Annotated in this window: 22 protein-coding genes; 12 read left to right on the top strand and 10 right to left on the bottom strand. The window is 34.8% G+C overall.

Annotation, left to right across the window (positions count from 1 at the left end):
* The first annotated feature begins 10 nt into the window (after positions 1–10).
* On the top strand, positions 11–1,405 hold the full coding sequence (locus ACRHOC_RS09075) for a sugar transferase (protein WP_431158296.1): 1,395 nt from the start codon (positions 11–13) through the stop codon (positions 1,403–1,405).
* Between the two features lie 8 nt (positions 1,406–1,413).
* Here ACRHOC_RS09075 and ACRHOC_RS09070 read toward each other — a convergent pair whose 3' ends face one another.
* Both ACRHOC_RS09070 and ACRHOC_RS09065 read right to left on the bottom strand, forming a co-directional pair.
* Positions 1,414–2,574 carry a DUF4105 domain-containing protein gene (locus ACRHOC_RS09070; RefSeq protein WP_431158294.1) on the bottom strand — a complete coding sequence of 387 codons (1,161 nt, stop codon included), beginning with the start codon at positions 2,572–2,574 and terminating at the stop codon, positions 1,414–1,416.
* A gap of 2 nt (positions 2,575–2,576) precedes the next feature.
* Positions 2,577–3,647, bottom strand: a complete 1,071-nt coding sequence (locus ACRHOC_RS09065; RefSeq protein WP_431158293.1) for a PorV/PorQ family protein — start codon at positions 3,645–3,647, stop codon at positions 2,577–2,579.
* 141 nt (positions 3,648–3,788) lie between these two features.
* On the opposite strand from ACRHOC_RS09065, the gene ACRHOC_RS09060 reads away from it, so the two are divergent.
* Positions 3,789–4,544 (top strand): CDP-alcohol phosphatidyltransferase family protein, encoded by a 756-nt coding sequence (locus tag ACRHOC_RS09060; RefSeq protein WP_431158292.1) that lies wholly within the window; start codon positions 3,789–3,791, stop codon positions 4,542–4,544.
* Positions 4,545–4,566: 22 nt separating this feature from the next.
* Entirely contained in the window at positions 4,567–5,445 is an 879-nt protein-coding gene (locus ACRHOC_RS09055; RefSeq protein WP_431158291.1) for a DUF808 domain-containing protein, read from the top strand.
* 3 nt (positions 5,446–5,448) lie between these two features.
* On the opposite strand, the gene lptB is transcribed toward ACRHOC_RS09055, so the two are convergent.
* From lptB to ACRHOC_RS09035, 4 genes are all read right to left on the bottom strand, one after another.
* Positions 5,449–6,189 (bottom strand): LPS export ABC transporter ATP-binding protein, encoded by a 741-nt coding sequence (gene lptB / locus ACRHOC_RS09050; protein WP_431158290.1) that lies wholly within the window; start codon positions 6,187–6,189, stop codon positions 5,449–5,451.
* Positions 6,190–6,262: 73 nt separating this feature from the next.
* Positions 6,263–6,610, bottom strand: a complete 348-nt coding sequence (locus ACRHOC_RS09045) for a carboxymuconolactone decarboxylase family protein (protein WP_431158289.1) — start codon at positions 6,608–6,610, stop codon at positions 6,263–6,265.
* Positions 6,603–7,427 carry a twin-arginine translocase subunit TatC gene (gene tatC / locus ACRHOC_RS09040; protein WP_431158288.1) on the bottom strand — a complete coding sequence of 275 codons (825 nt, stop codon included), beginning with the start codon at positions 7,425–7,427 and terminating at the stop codon, positions 6,603–6,605. The genes ACRHOC_RS09045 and tatC overlap by 8 nt, the downstream gene beginning before the upstream one ends.
* Positions 7,427–8,392 (bottom strand): KpsF/GutQ family sugar-phosphate isomerase, encoded by a 966-nt coding sequence (locus ACRHOC_RS09035; protein ID WP_431158287.1) that lies wholly within the window; start codon positions 8,390–8,392, stop codon positions 7,427–7,429. Before ACRHOC_RS09035 ends, tatC begins: the two co-directional genes overlap by 1 nt.
* Before the next feature lie 88 nt (positions 8,393–8,480).
* Here ACRHOC_RS09035 and ACRHOC_RS09030 point away from each other — a divergent pair, with 88 nt between their 5' ends.
* The 5 genes from ACRHOC_RS09030 (at position 8,481) to ACRHOC_RS09010 (ending at position 13,236) form a co-directional block, all read left to right on the top strand.
* Complete coding sequence (locus tag ACRHOC_RS09030) at positions 8,481–10,682, top strand: RecQ family ATP-dependent DNA helicase (protein WP_431158286.1); 2,202 nt, start codon at positions 8,481–8,483, stop codon at positions 10,680–10,682.
* Positions 10,683–10,757: 75 nt separating this feature from the next.
* Positions 10,758–11,690 (top strand): peptidylprolyl isomerase, encoded by a 933-nt coding sequence (locus ACRHOC_RS09025; RefSeq protein WP_431158285.1) that lies wholly within the window; start codon positions 10,758–10,760, stop codon positions 11,688–11,690.
* 82 nt (positions 11,691–11,772) lie between these two features.
* The gene (locus tag ACRHOC_RS09020) at positions 11,773–12,480 is read left to right on the top strand and encodes a tetratricopeptide repeat protein (RefSeq protein WP_431158283.1); all 708 of its coding nucleotides are present in this window, start codon (positions 11,773–11,775) and stop codon (positions 12,478–12,480) included.
* Between the two features lie 106 nt (positions 12,481–12,586).
* Positions 12,587–13,036, top strand: a complete 450-nt coding sequence (locus tag ACRHOC_RS09015; protein WP_431158282.1) for a hypothetical protein — start codon at positions 12,587–12,589, stop codon at positions 13,034–13,036.
* On the top strand, positions 13,036–13,236 hold the full coding sequence (locus tag ACRHOC_RS09010; RefSeq protein WP_431158281.1) for a helix-turn-helix transcriptional regulator: 201 nt from the start codon (positions 13,036–13,038) through the stop codon (positions 13,234–13,236). The genes ACRHOC_RS09015 and ACRHOC_RS09010 overlap by 1 nt, the downstream gene beginning before the upstream one ends.
* Here ACRHOC_RS09010 and ACRHOC_RS09005 read toward each other — a convergent pair whose 3' ends face one another.
* Positions 13,237–13,908, bottom strand: a complete 672-nt coding sequence (locus tag ACRHOC_RS09005) for an SIR2 family NAD-dependent protein deacylase (protein ID WP_431158280.1) — start codon at positions 13,906–13,908, stop codon at positions 13,237–13,239. It lies immediately after the preceding gene.
* A gap of 25 nt (positions 13,909–13,933) precedes the next feature.
* Here ACRHOC_RS09005 and ACRHOC_RS09000 point away from each other — a divergent pair, with 25 nt between their 5' ends.
* The 3 genes from ACRHOC_RS09000 to ACRHOC_RS08990 are packed head-to-tail and all read left to right on the top strand — an operon-like array spanning position 13,934 to position 15,529.
* Entirely contained in the window at positions 13,934–14,590 is a 657-nt protein-coding gene (locus ACRHOC_RS09000; protein ID WP_431158279.1) for a TrmH family RNA methyltransferase, read from the top strand.
* 44 nt (positions 14,591–14,634) lie between these two features.
* Positions 14,635–15,162 (top strand): SRPBCC family protein, encoded by a 528-nt coding sequence (locus ACRHOC_RS08995; RefSeq protein ID WP_431158278.1) that lies wholly within the window; start codon positions 14,635–14,637, stop codon positions 15,160–15,162.
* Positions 15,163–15,166: 4 nt separating this feature from the next.
* Positions 15,167–15,529 (top strand): VOC family protein, encoded by a 363-nt coding sequence (locus ACRHOC_RS08990; protein ID WP_431158276.1) that lies wholly within the window; start codon positions 15,167–15,169, stop codon positions 15,527–15,529.
* A gap of 1 nt (position 15,530) precedes the next feature.
* Here the strand turns inward: ACRHOC_RS08990 and ACRHOC_RS08985 are convergent, their stop codons facing one another.
* Positions 15,531–16,340, bottom strand: a complete 810-nt coding sequence (locus ACRHOC_RS08985; protein WP_431158274.1) for a carboxypeptidase-like regulatory domain-containing protein — start codon at positions 16,338–16,340, stop codon at positions 15,531–15,533.
* A 210-nt stretch (positions 16,341–16,550) separates the two neighbouring features.
* Between ACRHOC_RS08985 and ACRHOC_RS08980 the strand changes: the two genes are divergently transcribed.
* Positions 16,551–18,935, top strand: a complete 2,385-nt coding sequence (locus ACRHOC_RS08980) for a T9SS type B sorting domain-containing protein (RefSeq protein ID WP_431158273.1) — start codon at positions 16,551–16,553, stop codon at positions 18,933–18,935.
* A 4-nt stretch (positions 18,936–18,939) separates the two neighbouring features.
* Here the strand turns inward: ACRHOC_RS08980 and ACRHOC_RS08975 are convergent, their stop codons facing one another.
* Positions 18,940–20,724 carry a DEAD/DEAH box helicase gene (locus ACRHOC_RS08975; RefSeq protein ID WP_431158272.1) on the bottom strand — a complete coding sequence of 595 codons (1,785 nt, stop codon included), beginning with the start codon at positions 20,722–20,724 and terminating at the stop codon, positions 18,940–18,942.
* Between the two features lie 159 nt (positions 20,725–20,883).
* A complete protein-coding gene (locus tag ACRHOC_RS08970; protein WP_431158271.1) occupies positions 20,884–21,666 on the bottom strand; it encodes a hypothetical protein in 783 nt (260 codons plus the stop codon).
* Between the last annotated feature and the right edge of the window lie 81 nt (positions 21,667–21,747).

Below are 21,747 nucleotides of genomic sequence, written 5' to 3'. Positions count from 1 at the left end.
CAAATTAATAATGAAACATAAAAAAGGAATACACTTTGAAGTGTCCGAACGTAAGATTCTGCTCAGAATTATGGATTTGGTCATGGTCTTTTTTGGTGTTTATTTATTAAATTCAATTTCTAGTTTTAACTATTTACCATTCACAGAACAAAGTATAATTCCTTTAGTGCTTTTAGGTATTTATGTTACAATATTTGGTACCGTTTTTGAACTTTATGATTTACAACAGGCAAGTAAATTAGATATTACGACCCGGAACATTGTCCTAACAATTTCGGTTTTAGTTCTTTTTTACTTATTAACGCCTTTTCTATCTCCTGTTTTACCAGAGGAACGTATCCAAATCTTATTTTTTTATTTAACCTTAATCGCTTCAATTTTTTTGTGGCGTGTTGCATATACACAATTAATAGAATCCCCAAGATTCTACAAGAGAATTCTTCTTGTTGGAGATGTCTCAAATATTGATGGCCTCGTTAGATCATTAAATAATTCTGACCCCAACTATAAGATTGTTGGATTTTTAAATAGTGAAGCGTCCGATAATGAACGCATCACATATAAAGGATTAAAAGAATTCCCTTCACAGGACTTTTTAGAGGTTATACAAAAGGAAAATATTTCAGAAGTAGTTGTTGCTAGTTTTAATACCGAAGCCATGGTGTCCGAAGTGTATCATGATTTAATTTTACTTCTTGAACGTGGATTTAAGATTAGAGATTACAGCCAAGTCTATGAGGAATTACTGCAGCGCGTACCCATTCAGTTTGTGGGTAAAGACTTTTATAAATATTTCCCATATAGTAGAAGTAATGAAAATAAACTTTATCGTTTTTTCCAGCGTACGATAGATATCATCTTTTCCATGATAGGATTAATTTTTGGGTTGGTAATTTTACCTCTGGTGTATTTAGGCAATGTTATAGGCAATAAAGGACCCATTTTTTATATTCAAGAAAGAATTGGTAGAAACAGTAAGCCATTTAAAATCTATAAGTTTAGAACAATGGTAGTCAATGCTGAAAAGGATGGTGTGAAATGGGCAGAAAAAGGAGATAAGAGAATTACACGTTTTGGTCGATTTTTAAGAGGTAGTAGGATAGATGAGATTCCTCAATTTTATAATGTTCTTAGAGGAGATATGAGTATTATTGGTCCAAGACCAGAACGACCATTTTTTGTAAATGAATTGTCTCGAATTATCCCATTTTACGAAATGCGTCATATTATTAAACCTGGGCTTACAGGTTGGGCTCAAGTTAATGCAAGATATGGTTCTTCTATAGATGATAGTCTCACAAAGCTACAGTATGATTTATACTACATTAAGCACAGAAGTTTGTTTATAGATTTTAGTATAATCATTAAGACATTAAGTACGGTCTTGTATTATAGAGGTCAGTAGCAGAAAATCTAGAAAGACTTTACCAAATAGGTATATCTTATCAATAAAGCAATAAGGATTGGTATTAGCCCAATAGCAAAGACTTGCACACCAATTAGCCAGTGCAAGGTCATCAAGCTTAACATAATAATTAAAAACTTAAGATACCCTTTCACCCAAGATTTCATTTTTGTGTTTATGATCTGTTTAACTAAGATAAGATTTAGTGGAAAGGCCCATAATAAATTATAGTTATTGGCAGTCGCACTATGATCTGTAGCAAACCATAACAAAAAGATAACAATACCTACAACACTTGTTAGAACGAATATAGCAGTGTCTAAGATTTTATTTCTTGTGTTCGACTTATAATCTTTATAGGTTATGTAAATAATTAAAAGCGATAAAAGGCTAAGAATAAATAGAGGGCTTAATAAGAAGTTTGAAGTTGATACTTCTGGCTTTTTTTGAATCAGAGTTTTTGAGGTTTTAACCAAACTTGTTGTGCCATTATAATCTGTATTACCGAAGAAAGAATAAATGTATTTGGGTAAAAACATGTATTCATTAGGTGATGCATTCTGGTCAATAATTGATCCTAAGGCTAGATCTATTCCAAAACTACCCCATGTGTTTTTATCAACGTGTTCATAAATAAGATCTCTAAAGGTTTTTTCCGTAAAATCTTCTGGAGATTTAAATTCGATTTTAGTATTTGTCACTTTCTGAGATATATCCCGAATGCGAGTTGCGCAATTATCATAGAAAAAATCATAAAGATAACGACGATTTTCAGGTTTATAATTGTTTTCTAAATATTCGAAAAGTGCTTGTTTTTCATTTTGATTAAAGTTAAGAATCTGCTCTTTTACAGTTCTATTGTAGTAAGCATAATGATTGTAAAAATCAGAATAGTTATGTCTACTGATCAAATAATTTAATTTGCCACGTGCAAACTTTAAATAGAAATTTGGTGCATCAAAATCATATTCACCATAACCATATGTAACATCTATGCCAATCGAGTTGTCTTTTATTCGAAAAGCATTATGTCCAAAGGCATCGTTTAAAGAATTTCCAGGTCCTACGGTTAGAACAGAAACTACAGCGTTATCGGTTAAGGTAATCTGTTGGGCACCAATGACACCAACAATTAATAACTTAGAAAGAACTAGAAAAATATATCTCATTATTATCTAAAGATACCAAAGTCTATTTTTAGAGAAAAAACATTGGAGTAAAGTGCTGCACTCTGATCTCCTATATCTGTGAAAGCATAATCGATTTGGATACCTTTATATTTGAAACCTACGCCAAAATTTGGTTGAAATGTGAGGTTTTCAGAATTATCAATTTGCAATTCATTTTGAAAATTTCCAACACCACCTCTTAAAAATACTAAGTCGGTATAACCAAACTCAAACCCAAGTGCAGGGTTTATGCTGGCAAAAGAGGATGAAATAATATCGTTGTTTTCTTCAAACCTAACAATCAAGTTAGTAGCTGCGAGGAGCGAATAATCATAATTGAAGATCCACTTTTTCGAAATTCCAAATTGAAGCTTTGGGATAGTTATCTCTGTAGTCTCTGGTAATTCTTGATTTTGTCCCTCGACCGCACCACTGATCTGTTCAAATTTATCTTCGTCAATAGACCAAGCATTATAGGTGGTCGTAATATCTCTGGCCATTAAACCAAACTTCCAATCATTATCAGTTTGAAATTGAATACCTGCATCAAGCCCAAATCCCCAGGAAGAGGCAAAATCACCAATTATTCTTCTAATGATTTTTGCATTGACTCCAAAATTTAAACCATCTAATGGAAGCTTACGTGCATAGGAGAAAGTAAGGCCATAATCAGCTGTAGAGAAGGTACTTATTCGATCATAATTAATATTTCCTTGATCGTCTATTAATTGTGTGGTATCTAATATGTCATCTACGCCAAATCGAATTAAGGAAATCCCTACAGCACTGCGATTGTCAAGTGGCATAGCAAATGCAATATAATTGTAGTTGGCAATATTTGCGAAGTAACTAGAGTGCATCAAGGCAACTTGCTTGTCCTCAACATGTACAAGTCCAGCAGGATTCCAATACCCAGAATTTACATCTGATGTATGAGAAACCACAGCATTACTCATGCCTAATGAAGCCGCGTCAACACCAATATTCATAAATTCATTTGAATATTTTCTTGTGGCCTGTCCAGTAGTAGCAAGAGTAGTAAGCGTTAAGAGAATTACTAGGTAATTTTTCAACAGCAATAATTTTTTACAAAGATGCACAATATTTTCTATCTATTAAACTTCAAATACGGCTTCTTATTGTGTGTTTTTATAAATTGCAGGTTATATAGGTTAAGCATAAATTAGTTTCCTATTTTTACCTAAATAAACGAGATGAAAATCAAAAAACATATTCCTAATATCATAACGTTACTCAACTTGTTTTGTGGTGCTATTGCAACCATATTTGCAGTACATGGAAATTTTGTTGTTGCGTCACTCTTTGTGTTCTTGGGGATTTTCTTTGACTTTTTCGATGGATTAGCGGCAAGAAAACTAAAGGTTCAAAGTCCACTGGGAATTCAGCTCGACTCTTTAGCTGATCTAGTAACGAGTGGTCTCGTACCTGGTATAATTATGTTTAAGCTTATCTCGCTTACAGTAGATGCACCTAGTTTTTCAAGTTATTCTAATGAGTGGAATTCGATTTTCCATTGGCAGGATTTTAAATTATCTATTTTACCATTAATTGGATTACTTATTCCTTTAGCTTCTGCGTACCGCTTGGCAAAGTTTAATCTCGATGAGGATCAACAGGCCTATTTTAAAGGCCTTCCAGTACCAGCAAATACTTTGCTGATATTGTCATTGCCACTTATTCTAGAATATCAGAATAGTGATTATATGAATGCAATCATAATAAATAAATGGTTCCTAATTGTCCTAACAATAATAAGTTGCTACCTTTTAAATTCGCGCATTAAATTATTTGCTTTAAAATTTAGTGATTGGAGTTTTAAGAAAAATGCGATTCGGTACATATTTTTAATTATAAGTTTAGTGATACTAATCGTGCTCAAATTTGCTGCAATACCTTTAATTATTCTTCTTTATATTTTACTTTCTTTATCAAATCAAAAACAGATTTGATAGGTACTTAATTTCTAAATCTATGGCCTCAGGATTATTTGCTTTACTAGATGATATCGCAGCATTAATGGATGATGTTGCAACGATGACAAAAGTATCAACTCAAAAAACAGCTGGTATTTTAGGAGATGATTTGGCTGTTAATGCAGAAAAAGCTTCTGGATTTAGTCCCTCTAGAGAATTACCAGTATTATGGGCAATTTCAAAAGGCTCTTTAATTAATAAGATTATTATTTTACCGCTAGCCTTCTTAATGAGTGCATTTATACCGAAAATGGTCATTGTAGTTTTGGTATTAGGTGGGTTGTATTTGGCCTATGAGGGAGCAGAGAAAATTTATGAGTTTTTATTTCATAGGAATCATGTAAAACCTATTCCTGCTAAATTGGTGGACTCACCAGAGGAGTTATTAAAAATTGAAAAGTCTAAGGTAAAATCAGCAATAATTACAGATTTTATATTGTCTGTGGAGATCGTCATCATTGCCTTAGGTGCGGTGGTAAATGAAAATTTGACGACTCAGATTATTGTAGTATCTATAGTGGCACTTATTGCGACTGTCGGAGTTTATAGTATAGTTGCTTTGATTGTTAGAATGGATGACTTTGGATTTAAATTAATTCAGAAAAGTGATTCTAAGTCAGGCTTTATTTATAATATCGGTCAGCTTTTAACCAAGGCACTTCCTTGGGTTATTAAATCATTATCAGTAATTGGGACGTTAGCATTATTACTTGTTGCTGGTGGCATTTTTGTACACAATATAGAACAGCTACATCATGTCCTTGAAGTATTACCTGGTATTTTAAGGGATTTTATTATAGGCTTAGCAGTAGGTATTTTGTGCCTTATTATGGTTAAAACCGTAAAAGCAATTTTACCAAAATCAAAAGAGAAATAGGATTTAAAATTCTAACTTTTTTCTACGAAGTTCAAAATTTTGACCTAAATATACTTTTCGTACCATTTCGTCACTAGCAAGTTCTTCTGGTATTCCAGCTTTAAGAATACCGCCTTCAAACATTAAATATGTTCGGTCTGTTATTGCTAATGTTTCTTGTACGTTATGGTCTGTAATTAAGATGCCAATATTTTTCTTTGTTAGCTTGGCAACGATACGCTGTATGTCTTCCACCGCAACAGGATCAACACCTGCAAAAGGTTCATCTAATAAAATAAAGTTTGGATCTGTTGCTAAAGCACGTGCAATTTCAGTTCTTCGTCTTTCACCACCAGAAAGAAGATCACCTCGGTTTTTTCTAATGTGACCTAGTCCAAATTCTTCTATAAGCGATTCCATTTTTTCGTGCTGTTCCTTCTTACTGAGTTTAGTAAGTTGTAATACACTCAGAATATTATCCTCTATACTTAATTTTCTAAAAACTGAAGCCTCTTGTGCGAGATATCCAATACCATTTTGCGCACGTTTAAACATCGGATATTTGGTAATATCAGTATTGTCGAGATAGATCTTACCACCATTTGGTTTAATAATACCTACAATCATATAAAACGAAGTTGTTTTACCAGCACCATTTGGTCCTAATAATCCCACAATCTCTCCTTGATTGACTTCAAGGGAGACATCTTTAACAACTTTTCGTCCGCTGTAGGACTTCATTAAATTTTCGGCTCTTAGTTTCATTTGAAATAGAATAACGCTAAAAATAGCAAATTCATATGGACTTCTATAAAATGGACCTTGATTTAATAAAGGTTTAACCTTGGTTCTCTATAGCCTCCCAATATTCGTGTGCTCTCCTTAAATGAGGTATAACAATAGTACCACCTACAAGAGTCGCAATACCTAATGCTTCACTAATTTCTTCCTTAGTCACACCTTCATTATAGGAAGACTCTAAATGATATTTTACACAGTCATCACAGCGCAATACTGTAGATGCAACAAGGCCTAGAAGTTCTTTCGTTTTTTTATCTAAAGCGCCTTCATTAAACGCATTGGTATCTAAGTTGAAAATACGCTTTATGATTTTATTATTGTCAGAAAGGATTTTATCGTTCATTCTAGAACGATATTCATTAAATTCTTTTACGATATCAGACATTTTTCTGTTTTCTATTTTGATTTTTAACAACCAGTGCAGATATGTATATACTTACCTGGTACAAGATTAAAATTGGAATGGCCACAATTACTTGACTCGCAATATCTGGAGGTGTTATAACAGCGGCTAATATTAGTACAATTACAAGCGCAAATTTGCGATATTTTTTCAAAAATTTTGGTGTAACCAATCCAGCTCTAGTAAGGAAATAGATTATGATTGGTAATTCAAAAACAAAGCCCGAAGCAATGGCAGAGCTTCTCACTATAGCAATTACAGAACTTACGTCAAACTCATTCGAAATCTTCTCGCTAATGGTATAATTCGCTAAAAAGTTCAGAGATAAAGGCGTCACAATATAATAGCCAAATAATACACCAATGAAGAATAAGATTGAGGCTGAAAAAAGGAATCCTCTTGAATTTTTTCGTTCGTTATCTTTTAATCCAGGACTTATGAAACTCCATAGTTGATATAAGACATATGGAAATGCAATGATAAAACCGGCGTATATAGAGGTCCAAATGTGAGCAGAAAATTGTCCTGCTACAGTTCTGTTTTGAATTATAAAAGGAAATTTCTCAGCACAGAATGTCGTATCATTAAAACCAATTAATTGAGACATATTGCACAACCCTTTATAGGTTGGAAAATTCATGTTCGTTGGTCCAAATATGATTACATCAAAAATGAATTTTTTAAATATAAAAGCAAGGGTTGCAGCAATTACTACACCTAGAGTCGCTCTAATTAAGTGCCATCTTAAATCTTCGAGATGGTCTAAAAAAGACATTTCGTCAATATTCTTCTCTGCCATTATATAATGCCTTCTTTGATTAAATCATGAAGATGTACCACACCAGCATAAGCACCATTTTGTTCAACGAGTAATTGTGAAATGCCATACTCTTCCATCAATTCTTTAGCATCAACAGCCATAGCATCCTCAGAAATACGTCTTGGATTTTGACTCATGATATCTTTAGCAGTTAAGTCAGCAATATTATCACTTTTGCTCAACATTCTTCGCAAATCGCCATCTGTGATTATTCCAGCTATAGCATTGTCGTCTATAACAGCAGTAACACCTAACATTTTTTCAGTTATTTCAACGATGACTTCTTTTATGGTTGCATCTAATCCTACTTGAGGTTTTAAATTTTGAGACGAAAGGTCTTGCACTCTTAGATAAAGGCGCTTACCTAAGGAACCTCCTGGATGATATTTTGCGAAATCTTTACTAGAGAATCCTCTCAATTCTAATAGGCAAACGGCCAAAGCATCTCCAATAACTAATTGGGCTGTGGTACTTGTTGTTGGAGCAAGATTATTTGGACAAGCTTCTTGCTCAACATAGGCATTTAAAACATAATCTGCCTGTTGCCCAAGAAAAGAGTCTTTGTTGCCTGTAATGGCAATCATTTTATTCTTGGCATTTTTGATTAAAGGGACAAGTACTTTTATCTCTGGGGTATTACCACTTTTAGAAATACAGATGACAACGTCATCTTTAAGTATTAAACCTAAATCACCATGTATCGCGTCTGCCGCATGCATAAAGACAGCAGGTGTACCTGTGGAATTTAAAGTGGCAACTATTTTAGTCGCAATAATTGCGCTTTTTCCAATTCCTGTTATTATAACACGGCCTTTAGAATTATAGATTAATTCAACGGCGTCTGCAAAATCTTCATTTAATAATTCTGTAAGGTGCTCTATGGCCTTACTTTCTAATTTTATAGTACTTTTTGCGGTACTTAAAATGGATTGTTTTGTGCTCAAAACTTATTACTATTGCTTTTTTATGTTTTAAAGAAATGTATTATCTTTAAACATATTGCAAAAATAGATAAAATACTAATAGGGATTAATGAGTATTGCAGAAATTGACTTACACTCCGCGCTAAAAAAATTCTTTGGTTTTTCTGGGTTTAAGGGTCTTCAAGAAGAAGTGATCAAAAATGTAATAGAAGGTAATAATACTTTTGTTATTATGCCTACTGGTGGTGGGAAATCCTTATGCTATCAGTTGCCTGCTTTAATTAAAGATGGTACTGCAATTGTGGTATCACCGTTAATTGCGTTAATGAAAAACCAAGTAGATGCGATTAGAGCAGTTTCTGAAAATGAAGGTGTTGCTCATGTATTAAATTCTTCTTTAAATAAAACAGAAGTTAAACGGGTTAAGGAGGATATTATTAATGGTATAACTAAGCTCTTATATGTTGCTCCAGAATCACTCACAAAAGCAGAATATGTAGATTTTTTGAGGTCAGTCCAAATTTCGTTTATGGCTGTAGATGAAGCGCACTGTATTAGTGAATGGGGACATGATTTTAGACCAGAGTATCGTAATCTGCGTCATATCATCAAGCGAATTGGTGATAATATCCCAATAGTAGGTCTTACCGCAACAGCTACACCTAAGGTTCAAGAAGATATTTTGAAAAGTCTTGGCATGACTGATGCTGTAACTTTTAAAGCGTCGTTTAATAGACCAAATCTCTATTACGAAGTAAGACCTAAAACAAAAAATGTAGATGCAGATATCATCCGATTTATAAAGCAGAACGATGGAAAATCTGGTATTGTTTATTGTTTGAGTAGAAAGCGCGTTGAAGAACTTGCTCAAGTACTCCAAGTCAATGGAATTAAGGCTGTGCCTTATCATGCAGGATTAGATGCCAAAACAAGAGTGAAACATCAAGATATGTTCTTAATGGAAGATTGTGATGTTGTTGTAGCCACCATTGCCTTTGGTATGGGTATTGACAAACCAGATGTGCGGTTTGTAATTCATCATGACATTCCTAAAAGTATAGAAAGTTATTACCAGGAAACCGGTCGTGCTGGTCGCGATGGTGGAGAAGGGCACTGCTTGGCATTTTACGCATATAAAGACATTGAAAAGCTAGAGAAGTTTATGTCTGGCAAACCAGTAGCCGAACAAGAAATAGGACATGCTTTACTTCAAGAGGTTGTTGCTTTTGCAGAAACCTCAATATCGAGGCGTAAATTTATTTTACACTATTTCGGTGAGCCGTTTGATACAGAAACGGGAGAAGGTGGTGACATGGATGATAATGTGCGTAACCCTAAGAAACAGGTTGAAGCCAAAGATGAGGTTGCAATTTTATTACAAACCGTAAGTGACACCAATGAAAAGTATAAGTCAAAAGACTTAGTGCAAGTACTTGTTGGAAAATCTAATGCATTAATTGCATCGCACAAAACAGATACCCGACCATGGTTTGGAGTCGGTAAACATAAAGAAGCACGCTATTGGATGGCATTAATACGTCAGGTATTAGTGGCTGGTCTATTAAAAAAGGATATTGAGACCTATGGTATTTTAAGACTTAACCAATCTGGGAAAGACTTTATAAAAAGCCCAACCTCTTTTATGATGGCAGAGGACCATGTTTTTGATGAAACAACCGATGCAGGTATTATTACAAATGCTAAAGGTTCTGGTGCATCAGCAGATGAGAAGTTGATGACCATGTTGAAGGATTTACGTAAACGTAATGCCAAGCGACTTGGTGTTCCTCCTTTTGTAATTTTCCAAGATCCTTCCTTAGAGGATATGGCTTTAAAATATCCAATTACTATCGAAGAACTTAATAATGTTCATGGTGTTGGCGAAAGTAAGGCTAAAAAATATGGGCGAGACTTTGTGGCTTTAATTTTGGATTATGTAGAGGATAATGGTATTGTAAGACCAGACGATATGGTAGTTAAATCTACAGGATCTAATTCTGCCTTAAAACTATATATCATTCAAAATGTAGATCGAAAGTTACCACTCGATGATATCGCCTCTGCAAAAGGTATGGAAATGCCAGATTTTATTAAGGAGATGGAGTCCATAGTATATTCTGGAACAAAACTTAATATTAGCTATTGGATCGATGAGATTTTAGATGAGGATCAACAAGAAGAAATTCATGAGTATTTTATGGAATCTGAGTCTGATAAAATCTCAGATGCAGTAGATGAGTTTGATGGCGACTACGAAGACGAAGAACTAAGACTTTATCGTATTAAATTCATTAGTGAAGTGGCTAACTAACCTAGACCTTCTGTTCCACATTATTTTCTTTTAACAAACTTCGTATCTTTGCACCCTTAAATAAATGATATAACAATGCAAGACGGTTTATACGCAAAATTTACAACGACAAAAGGAGAGATTTTAGTGAATTTAGAATTTGAAAAAACGCCTGGTACAGTAGGTAACTTTGTGGCTTTGGCTGAGGGAAATTTAGAAAATTCAGCAAAACCTCAAGGTACACCGTACTACGATGGATTAAAATTTCATAGAGTAATTCCAGATTTTATGATTCAAGGCGGATGTCCTTTAGGAACTGGTACAGGAAATCCTGGATATAAGTTTGATGATGAAATTCATCCAGATTTAAAGCACGATGCACCTGGTAAGTTATCAATGGCCAATGCTGGTCCTGGAACAAATGGTAGTCAATTTTTCATCACACATGTTGAAACACCATGGTTAGATGGTAAGCATACGGTATTTGGAAATGTTGTTGAAGGTCAGGATGTTGTTGATGCTGTAGCTCAGGGCGATACTATGGATAAAATCGAAATACTAAGAGTCGGTGATGCTGCAAATAAATTCAATGCTATTGAAGCCTTTAGAGTTTTTGAAGGTGAAAGAGAAAAGCGTGTAGCGGCAGAACGTGAAGCAACTAGAGCAGAATTAGACAAATTAGCGGCAGGATTTGATGAGACGGATTCAGGTTTACGTTATAAAGTGATCCAAAAAGGGGATGGTAAAAAAGCTGAGAAAGGGAACATGGTTTCTGTACATTATAAAGGTCAGTTGGCTGATGGTACCGTTTTCGATTCTTCATATAAACGTAATCAACCCTTGGATTTTCAAGTTGGAGTGGGTCAAGTTATTCCAGGTTGGGATGAAGGTATTTGCCTTTTAAATGTTGGTGATAAAGCGAGATTAGTTATACCAAGTGACTTGGGTTATGGTGCTGCAGGTGCTGGAGGTGTAATACCACCAAACGCAACATTAATATTCGATGTTGAACTTATGGGTGTTAAGTAGTCCTAAGCGTAACATTTTAGATTTAGAATCGTCTCACTTTTAGTGAGACTTTTTTATTTTAACCAATCAAATCAATAATCGTATGAAATTTAAGGTGTTGAGTCGTTTATTACTCGTAGCTATCGGACTAATGAGTTGTTCGGGAAATGTGGAATTTACGGAAGCTTTTAAAAAGAAAACAGAAGGTAAATACAAATACACTGAAGATGAATTAATTTTAGTTTACTATGAGGAGAATAAGCTTAAACTAAAATGGAAGGAAGGTGTTTTTGAACCTGTGGTTACCGACACCAATGAGTTTTTTGTAGCAGACATGTATAAAAAATTAAGGTTTGTAACGGAGCCAGGTTCAAACAATAGATATTTATCTATAGTTAATGAAGAAAACCAAGACTCTATTTCCTATGATTATTTAAAAGTTGCAGAATCTTATAAAACACCTAGTACCCACTTAGAAGAGGGAAACTATGAAGCGGCACTAACTGGTTTTCTTAAAATTAAAGAGAAAGATTCTACAAGTTCCTACATAAGAGAATGGGATTTTAATAACAAGGGCTATCGATATCTTCGTAATAAGGAATATGATAAGGCTATCGAAGTTTTTAAGATAAATCTAACACTTCACCCTAACAGTTCTAATGTTTACGATAGTCTTGCAGATGCATATGTGAGAAGTGGTGATAGCTTAAATGCCTATATTAATTATAAAGAGGCTTCAAAACGTAATTCTGATAATCGTAGGGCACGAGAATACATCAATGCCTATAAGCCTAAAGATTCTATCCAATAAACACATATTGAGTTCTACATCATTAATTTGGATAATTCTAAAATGTAAAGTATATTTGTCATATAGTAAAAATAATTTTACTTAATATAAAGAATACTTGTCAAATATGAATAAAGACTATGTAATTGACTGTGAAAGAACTCGTCTAGAAAAAATAGCGAGCTTTAGGTTGCCTTACGCTTTTAAAACTGTAGGGCTAGTTTTAATATTTTGTTCCATTTCTTTAATGTTCTATAGGGCATTCGTAATGGATGGTGATAAAGAATGGTTTAGGTTAATACTACGAAAAGCATTATTAATTGGAATGCTAGTAATATCCATTTCTAGGGATAAGATCGAAGATGAGATGACCATTGCCTTAAGAGCGCAATCTTATGCTATTGCATTTGTTATAGGTGTTGTCTATGCTTTAGTAATGCCTTACGTTGAATATGGTGTTTCTAATGTAGTTCATTCTGGAGGTGAGGTCTACAAAGATCTTGGAGATTTTCAGGTATTATTATTCATGCTAATGATTCAATTGATGTTTTATTATGTTTTAAAACGCAATAGATAATGAAAAACACTATTAAAGTTGAACGTGCAATATTAAATCTTACCCAAGATGAACTTGCCAAGAAAATAGGTGTTTCAAGACAGACCATAAATTCTATTGAAGCAAATCGCTATGTACCGTCTACTGTTCTGGCCTTAAAAATGTCAGAAATCTTTAATAAACCGGTTAACAGGTTCTTTCAGCTCACAGAAGAGGATTGATTAAAGTGCATTTAAAAAGTCTTTTATCCCTTCGGTTGCCGATTTGGGAATCACTTTAATGTTTGAATGATTTACCGAAGCTAGTCTTGGGTCTATGTAAAAAATGGGAGTGGAGGCATTTACATAATGCATTAAACTCGCTGCAGGATAGACTTGCATACTCGTTCCAATTATTAATAAAATATCAGCAGTTAAACAGATTTCAATGGCCTTTTCGATCATGGGTACATCTTCGCCAAACCAAACGATGTGAGGTCTAAGTTGATATCCTAAATCACAAGTGTCTCCAAGGTTTATATCTTCAGTCCAATATTTAATATCATTTGGATTTCCCGTACTTCTAATCTTTAGTAATTCACCATGTAGATGCAAAACATTGGTACTGCCGGCACGTTCATGCAGATCATCAACATTCTGAGTGACTACGGTTACTGTATAATCGTTTTCTAGTTGGGCTAATGCTCTATGAGCAGCATTAGGCGCCACCTCTTTTAATTGTCTTCGACGCTGATTGTAAAAGTCTAAAACAAGTTCAGGATTAGCTCTAAAACCTTGTGGTGAGGCTACCTCCATGACATCGTGACCTTCCCAGAGACCATCATGGTCTCTGAAGGTTTTTACACCACTTTCGGCACTCATACCAGCTCCAGTCAATACAACAATGTGTTTCATGGTATAAAAATACTATTTTTGATAGATGGCCGATTTAAAACTTCTCGAATATCTAGAATCCTATTTAACGGAGCATAGACGTCATCGTTTTGCTACTGTTTTGGCAGAACGTACTAAATATTTTACGGTCGCTACAGAAGATGTTTACCAATTGCATAATACCAGTGCAGTTATACGATCTTGCGATGTTTTTGGTATCCAAGAGGTCAATATTATTGAGGAAGTAAATACAAAGCGCATTGACAGAGAAATTGCCATGGGTGCTCAAAAATGGGTAGATTTAAACCGTTACAACACTGTGAATAGTTGCATAAAAGACTTAAAATCTCAGGGCTATCAAATAGTGGCTACAACACCACATGCTGAAGATTGTGATCTCATAGATTTTGATATCTCTAAAAAGTCTTGTTTCTTTTTTGGTCGAGAAACCGAAGGTTTATCTCAACAAGTGTTAGATGAAGCCGATTGTTTTTTAAAAATCCCAATGTATGGATTTACTGAAAGTCTCAATATTTCCGTGTCAGCAGCAATCATTCTTCAACATGTAACTTCAAAGCTGAGAAACTCAGATATAGCTTGGCAACTTTCGGAAGGGGAGCAGATAGAAAAACGCTTCGATTGGATTAAAAAAACCATAAAAAACTATGATGCCATAGTTGAACGGTACTATTCTGAAGGATAATTTTTTCGTAACTTTAAAGGACTAACTAAATAAATCTAAATAATATGATGATCGCATTATATGTGGTGCTCGCGATTATTGGATTAATCGTTTTACTTGCCTTGGTAGCACCCAAAAGTTACAACGTAAGCCGAAGTATAAAAATCAACAGACCTTTACCTGAAGTGTTTGATTACATCAAGTACGTAAAGAAACAGAATGATTGGTCACCTTGGAAAAAGAAGGACCCTAATATGACCCAAGAGTTTGAGGGTACTGATGGTGAGGTAGGATTTATTTCTAGATGGGAAGGCAATAAAGATGTCGGTACTGGAGAACAAGAAATAGTCAGAATTATTGAAAACGAATCTATTGAATCGCAGCTTCGTTTTTTTAAACCGTGGAAATCACAGTCTGATGCCTATATCACCGTAGATGCAATAGATGAAACGACAACAAAGGTCACTTGGGGCTTTTCAGGTGTTAACAAACCACCTTCAAATATCTTCTTTCTGTTTTTTAATATGGATAAAACTGTTGGTGCAGACTTTGAAGATGGCTTAAATCAATTAAAATTAAACTTAGAATCTTAATATTATGGTAGGTTGGTTCGAAATTCCTGTAAATGATATGGCTAGAGCTAAACAGTTCTACGAAACTGTATTTAAGGTTGAATTAAAAGAAGTAGATCTTGGCGGTTTTATAATGGCTTGGTTTCCTAATAATAATGTTGGTCCTGGAGCTACTGGATCATTGGTAAAGCAAGAAACTTACATTCCTAGTCAAGAGGGTACGATGGTTTATTTTATGTCCGAGGACGTTCAAAATGAATTAGATAGAGTGGAAGGTGCAGGTGGTAAAATATATCATCCAAAAACTAAAATTTCAGATGAGCATGGGTATATGGGTGCATTTATAGATTCCGAAGGTAATAGGATAGCGCTTTATTCTAATCCTTAATTTATGCTCTGTCCTTTTTCTTGCCTTTATTTCTTCTATTATTGCGACTAATTACCTTGTATTCTTCATAGCACTCACTAATAGCGTCTAAAATTTGAAGATCATTAGCCGTATTAATAAAATCTTTGGAATAGTTACACTGATTCACAATTTCATCCAAATCAAACTTACTTACTTGTAAAAGCACAAGTAACATTTCGCGATCAAATCGTTTGGCAAGCTGATTTCGAATTTCATCATCCTCCTTCATCTTTTTCAGCTTCTTCATTTCGTTTGGTTTCTTACCAAACATATTATACAAGAAGTCTGCTGGATTAAAAATGGCACCTAAGACCTTAGTGGCGATGTTTGGTCGTCCAGCTTCATAACCTTGACCTGGTAAGCCAGAAATTCTATACCTATTATTAGATTGAATAGGTACTTGCATCATATCTACTTTAAGATAACCTGTTAATTGCAGTTGCTTTACGGTTACCTCTTCGAGTGCCAGAGCAAGTTCAGTCATGCTTATTTCAGTGTTACCAAATTTTATCCAGTCATTGGTAACTCTCACTTTAATGGATTTATAACCTAAATATGATAAAAGAAGTGTATCGTTTGCCTTTGCTCTAATATCAAAAATACCTTCCTCATTTGTTGATGTACCAATCACCTGATTGATATTCACAATATTTACTTCACTAAGAGGTGTGTTTGTAGAACTACTAATTATAGTACCCTTTACGCGTGTAGGTTCATCAGTAGGATTTGTGTCTTGGCTATAGCTATTAACTGTAGTAAAACATAAAAATAATATCAGTAAATATCGCATGTATATGGTTTACGTTGTAAATGTAATAAAGAAAACGCAGTTTGTATGGTCACTATATTAGATTTGACGTAATATTAACAACAACTATACCAAGGTAAGTGTTAAAGTATAAGCCATTTAAATACGCAACTGAAATAAGTTTATAGAATTGTTTGTATTTTAGATTACGACTTGGTCTTTGTTGGCCCTTGAGTCGATTGCTATAAGAAAATGAAAAGAACGTACATCATATTGCTATTATGGCTGTGTTTAGGCCATTCTGTTTTTGCTCAAGGTGAGGCAGCAAACTGGTATTTTGGTGTTAATGCTGGTCTCAATTTTAATTCTGGTAGTCCTGTTGCAGACTTAGATGGACAATTAGCAACAAATGAAGGTTGCGGTACGATATCAGATGCTAGTGGTAATCTTTTATTTTATACAGATGGTATTTCGGTATGGGATAAAAATCACAATGAAATGCCAAATGGATTTGGTCTTTTAGGAGATCCGTCGAGTACGCAGTCTGGAATAATTATGCCACTTCCTGGCTCAGAAACGATTTACTATGTTTTTACTACAGACAGTTCAGCAGGAGATAATGGCTTTAAATATTCCATTGTTGATATGACACTAAATAATGGTCTTGGTGATGTCACGGTCAAAAATGAAGAACTATTAACACCAAGCACAGAAAAGGTCACTGCAGTAAAGCATGCTAATGGTATTGATTATTGGATTATTACCCATGGCTGGAGCAATAGAGAGTTTTTAGCCTATCGTCTTACACCTCAGGGAATTAATGTTAACCCTGTGATAACGGAAATAGGCAGTGTTCATGGCAATGATGATCCTACAGCATTTGACCAAAATATCGCAAATACAATCGGCTATTTAAAGGTTTCTCCAGATGGGAGCCGTATTGCAAGCGCCAAATTTGGAGGTGCCAATAGCAATGTTGAGATATTTGACTTTAATGATAATAGTGGTGTTTTATCTAACCCAATTGCTATTAATGGTGTGTTTTATGACAGTTCCACCGCATCAGGAGCTTATGGTGTAGAATTTTCGCCAGATGGTAATTTACTCTATGTAACTGACAAAGATTTTGATTTTTCAGTTAATGAACCAGGTTCAAGATTATTTCAGTTTGATTTAACCCAGAATAATGCAAATGATATTATTGATACTTCTGTTCTGTTATATGATGGTAGTAACGAACTAGGTGGTTTACAACTTGCTATAGATGGAAAAATATATGTTTGTAATTCTGAGAAAACGGCACTCGATGTTATTGAAAATCCAAATGAGCAAGGTATTGGTTGTAGTTATCAAATTGGTGCTATTGATTTGGGTGGGAGATTAGTAAAATTGGGTTTACCACCTTTTGTACAATCGCTTTTTAATCCAACATTTAATATCAATAATTCCTGTTTAGGGAATGCAACCAACTTTGAGCTGGTTTCTACAGTAGATAATGCGAATGTGTCGTGGGATTTTGGCGATGGGACAACGTCTAGCGATCAAAGTCCAACACATTTGTATGATAGCCCAGGAACTTATACTGTCGTTGTCAATGCTTCTGTTGCTGGCCAGTCTGTTACAATAACAGAAGATGTTATTATCTATGATAATCCAGTAGCAAATTCGGTATCAGATTTTTATCAATGTCAACCTCAGAATGAAAGCGGATTAACGACTTTTAATCTTCAAACCAAAGTAGGTGAGGTGCTAGGCCCGCAAGACAGTAGTACTTTTTCAGTTTTATTTTTTAATTCTGAAGCTAATGCCATTGCTGGTTTTAGCACTTTGGATTTAGATTATAGTATCGAGAATTCTCAAGTGGTTTATGCACGTATTCAGAATAATTTTAACTCAAGCTGTTATGATATAACTTCCTTTAATCTATTCATTTTAGACAGACCAGATATTGTAGAAGAGGAAACGCTATCCATTTGTGAAGGCGATACACTCAATTTAAATGCTGAGGAGGGATTCGATGGCTATGAATGGTCAACAGGAGATTCAACTACATCTATTGAAATTAATGAAGCTGGTACTTATACAGTTGAGGTATTTCAAAATCATCAAACCACACCTCAGATTAGTTGTAGTACACTAAAAGTATTTAATGTTGAAGCCTCTAGTGTTGTAACCATTACAGATATTGAAACAGATGAGTGGCAACGTCGAAATAGTATAACTGTTTCAGTTGAAGGATCTGGTGATTATGAATTTTCACTTGATGGATTGGTATACCAAGACGCCAACATATTTTCCAATTTAGGCTATGGTGATTTTATCGTTTATGTAAGGGATAAAAATGGGTGTGGCATTATAACACAAGACGTTTTAGTGTTGGGTTACCCAAAATTCTTCACACCAAATAGTGATAATTCTAATCCATATTGGACTATAAAGTTACCACCAGATGAACCAAATTTTGAGATCCTCATTTTCGATCGTTATGGTAAAAAACTGGTCACCCTAAGTCGAGAATTACCCTATTGGGACGGGACTTATAATGGTCAGTTAATGCCAACTTCAGATTATTGGTTTCTTCTAAAACGAGAAAACACCAGTGAAACCATTAGTGGTCACTTCACTTTAAAACGATAAACACCTATTTACGTCTTGAACGTCTTGGTCGGTCAGAACCAGAACCTGATCGTCTGCGGTCAGATTTTGGACTACTAGAGCGTCTACTTCGTCTATCGCCTCTTTTTCCAGAATCAGATGAACGTCTTCTGCTACGTTTATCATCATTACGTCTTCTGCCGCGACCACCTTTATCACGTCTTCTACCACCACCTTTGTTTTCGGTGATTTCAACATTAACGAATCGACCGTTGTATTTAAAATCTGTAAAGAAATCTAGAACTTTCTTTTCAATGGACTTATCTGTATTAAAGAAGGAGAAGCTATCCTTTACATCGACTTTAAAGACATCATCTCTTCCTAATTCTAAGACTTCTTTTAGGAAATCTTTGAGGGACATCCAATCATAGCCATCTTTACGACCAACATTAATAAAGTAGCGTGTTTCGTCACCAGAAGATTCTCGTCCACCGCTTTCTTTAGTGTCACTAACAGTAAGGTCTTTGGCATTTTTATAATAGTCATAGAAACGGGAGAACTCTACAGAAAAGAACTTTTTAATAAGTTCATTCTTACTGGTGTCAACAAACAATTCATTAATACTTTCTAAAAAGGCATCAATCTCATGATTAATCTCAGTATTATGCATTTTATTGGCCAGACTCATGAGCTGTACCTCACATATTTCCATTCCAGATGGAATATCTTTCTTTTCGAATGACTTTTTAATGATGCGCTCAATACTTTTGATTTTGCGCACTTCACTCTTTGCAACAATCACCATAGAAACGCCTGTTTTACCAGCACGTCCTGTTCGCCCAGAACGGTGTGTATAGGTTTCAATTTCATCTGGGAGTTGATAGTTTATAACGTGCGTTATATCATCCACATCAATACCGCGCGCCGCGACATCTGTTGCCACAAGCATTTGTATTTGCTTGTTTCTAAAGGATTTCATCACCAAGTCACGTTGATTCTGACTTAAATCACCATGTAGAGCGCCAGCGCTGTAACCATCTTCAATTAGTTTTTCAGCAATTTTCTGCGTATCGCGTTTTGTGCGACAAAAAACAACAGAAAAGATATCAGGATTAGCATCTGCCAAACGCTTTAACGCCAAGTAACGATCTCTACCATTCACCAAATAATATTCGTGCGAAACTTGGCTGGTACTCTCATTACGGTTACCAACAGTAATCTCAATAGGATCATACATAAAGTTCCTAGCAATCGACGCGACTTCCTTAGGCATAGTTGCCGAAAATAACCAAGTGCTTTTATCATGTGGTGTGTGCGAAAGAATATCTGTAATATCCTCATGGAAGCCCATGTTTAGCATCTCATCAGCTTCATCGAGGACACTATATTCTATTTTGGAAATATCAACCATGTTACGGCTAATCATATCCTTCATACGTCCTGGAGTCGCAACAATAATCTGGGCTCCTTTTTTAACTTGCTTAGCTTGCTCAGTTATACTAGCACCACCATAAATGGCTACAACATTAAGGCCCTTGCAATATTTACCATAAAGTTTAAGCTCGTTGGTAATTTGTAAACAAAGCTCGCGTGTTGGCGATAAGATTAAACCTTGGGTTGTACGGCTTTTAATATTAATATTCTGAAGCATAGGGAAACCAAATGCTGCGGTTTTACCTGTGCCAGTTTGCGCTAAGGCAACAAGGTCGCGATCTTCTGAAAGTAATGTTGGGATAGCTTTTTGCTGTACTTCACTAGGTGTTTCAAAACCTAGATCATTAATAGCATTAATAAGGTCTTGGTTAAGCCCCAATTCTTTAAATGTACTCATTCGTTTAGTTACGATATCGATTATGTTATGTTGTGTTACATAAGAAGGGAATCGACATCCATTTACCTAAACTTCTTATAACACCTGTCCTAAACCGTTAGGACCTCGCTCAATTTGCCGCAAAGATAGACTTTTATATGAAATAGGCATGAATAATGTCTAGTTCAAAAATTCATCATAGCCTGCATCTGAAAGTAGTGCTTTAATTTCTTCATAATTTTCGATGATATCACGCTGTGTCGAACGATTCACTTTTTTGTATGAAGTTTTACATACTCTTGGTTGGAGCTCTAGATAATTCAAAATTTTATCAATTGTGTCTTGATGATGGTCAGATTGCTCTAAATGATCTTCGTAGGTAATTGGAAGATAATCGAGTCCATTTAGCGCTTTTAATTCTTCATTTTCGTGGTTTACCCTTTGTTTAATAGCCTGTATTGTATTTTGTGGATCGAGATTAAGGGTTATTTTTTCTTTTTTATCATCAAACTTAAAATAGCCACGTTTTTCCGCAACAAGATTAGAAAGAATATGATTTAATTTGTTTTCACGTCTTAGATATAAAATTTGCCAACCGTCTTCTGCTAATGTATTGAGAAATACTACAGGGTCGATTTCCTGTTTTCGATCGCGTGTTAAGTGATAAATTTTTAAATGAAAAATAAAATTCTCATTAGGCTCAATATTCGCTGCTCCTTTTATAAATCTCAAAGGATATTTTATGGTAGCCCCGTGATGACCAAGAATTTCTCCACGCTTTTTAAAATGCCCTGTTGAATGAATTAAATCTTCTAGGACTGTGCTACCCGTTCGACCTTGGGCAAAAATTACTACTTTTCGTTGTGCTTTATTATTCCCTTTTTTTAGGCTATAGAGGTAGGCTTTAATAATGGGTAAACGCCTAATTATTTTGCGTTTTATTTTGTAGAGGGTGGTTCTCACTTATGATTTTTATTATTTATTCGATGTAAAACAAAAATAATTAAATGAAAATAGCATTTGGATTAGCGTAATAGGTTTATT

Source organism: Winogradskyella poriferorum (assembly GCF_050618035.1).
Taxonomy (GTDB): domain Bacteria; phylum Bacteroidota; class Bacteroidia; order Flavobacteriales; family Flavobacteriaceae; genus Winogradskyella; species Winogradskyella poriferorum_A.
The sequence above is the reverse complement of the archived record's forward strand: the minus strand, read 5'-3'. Positions and strand labels throughout refer to the sequence as shown.

What these genes read in the sequence shown, in the direction of transcription:
- ACRHOC_RS09075 (WP_431158296.1), top strand. Translation starts at nt 11, where the DNA reads ATGAAACATAAAAAAGGAATACACTTTGAAGTGTCCGAACGTAAGATT.
- ACRHOC_RS09070 (WP_431158294.1), bottom strand. Translation starts at nt 2,574, where the DNA reads ATGAGATATATTTTTCTAGTTCTTTCTAAGTTATTAATTGTTGGTGTC.
- ACRHOC_RS09060 (WP_431158292.1), top strand. Translation starts at nt 3,789, where the DNA reads ATGAAAATCAAAAAACATATTCCTAATATCATAACGTTACTCAACTTG.
- ACRHOC_RS09055 (WP_431158291.1), top strand. Translation starts at nt 4,567, where the DNA reads ATGGCCTCAGGATTATTTGCTTTACTAGATGATATCGCAGCATTAATG.
- lptB (WP_431158290.1), bottom strand. Translation starts at nt 6,189, where the DNA reads ATGAAACTAAGAGCCGAAAATTTAATGAAGTCCTACAGCGGACGAAAA.
- ACRHOC_RS09045 (WP_431158289.1), bottom strand. Translation starts at nt 6,610, where the DNA reads ATGTCTGATATCGTAAAAGAATTTAATGAATATCGTTCTAGAATGAAC.
- tatC (WP_431158288.1), bottom strand. Translation starts at nt 7,427, where the DNA reads ATGGCAGAGAAGAATATTGACGAAATGTCTTTTTTAGACCATCTCGAA.
- ACRHOC_RS09030 (WP_431158286.1), top strand. Translation starts at nt 8,481, where the DNA reads ATGAGTATTGCAGAAATTGACTTACACTCCGCGCTAAAAAAATTCTTT.
- ACRHOC_RS09025 (WP_431158285.1), top strand. Translation starts at nt 10,758, where the DNA reads ATGCAAGACGGTTTATACGCAAAATTTACAACGACAAAAGGAGAGATT.
- ACRHOC_RS09020 (WP_431158283.1), top strand. Translation starts at nt 11,773, where the DNA reads ATGAAATTTAAGGTGTTGAGTCGTTTATTACTCGTAGCTATCGGACTA.
- ACRHOC_RS09015 (WP_431158282.1), top strand. Translation starts at nt 12,587, where the DNA reads ATGAATAAAGACTATGTAATTGACTGTGAAAGAACTCGTCTAGAAAAA.
- ACRHOC_RS09010 (WP_431158281.1), top strand. Translation starts at nt 13,036, where the DNA reads ATGAAAAACACTATTAAAGTTGAACGTGCAATATTAAATCTTACCCAA.
- ACRHOC_RS09005 (WP_431158280.1), bottom strand. Translation starts at nt 13,908, where the DNA reads ATGAAACACATTGTTGTATTGACTGGAGCTGGTATGAGTGCCGAAAGT.
- ACRHOC_RS09000 (WP_431158279.1), top strand. Translation starts at nt 13,934, where the DNA reads ATGGCCGATTTAAAACTTCTCGAATATCTAGAATCCTATTTAACGGAG.
- ACRHOC_RS08995 (WP_431158278.1), top strand. Translation starts at nt 14,635, where the DNA reads ATGATGATCGCATTATATGTGGTGCTCGCGATTATTGGATTAATCGTT.
- ACRHOC_RS08990 (WP_431158276.1), top strand. Translation starts at nt 15,167, where the DNA reads ATGGTAGGTTGGTTCGAAATTCCTGTAAATGATATGGCTAGAGCTAAA.
- ACRHOC_RS08985 (WP_431158274.1), bottom strand. Translation starts at nt 16,340, where the DNA reads ATGCGATATTTACTGATATTATTTTTATGTTTTACTACAGTTAATAGC.
- ACRHOC_RS08980 (WP_431158273.1), top strand. Translation starts at nt 16,551, where the DNA reads ATGAAAAGAACGTACATCATATTGCTATTATGGCTGTGTTTAGGCCAT.
- ACRHOC_RS08975 (WP_431158272.1), bottom strand. Translation starts at nt 20,724, where the DNA reads ATGAGTACATTTAAAGAATTGGGGCTTAACCAAGACCTTATTAATGCT.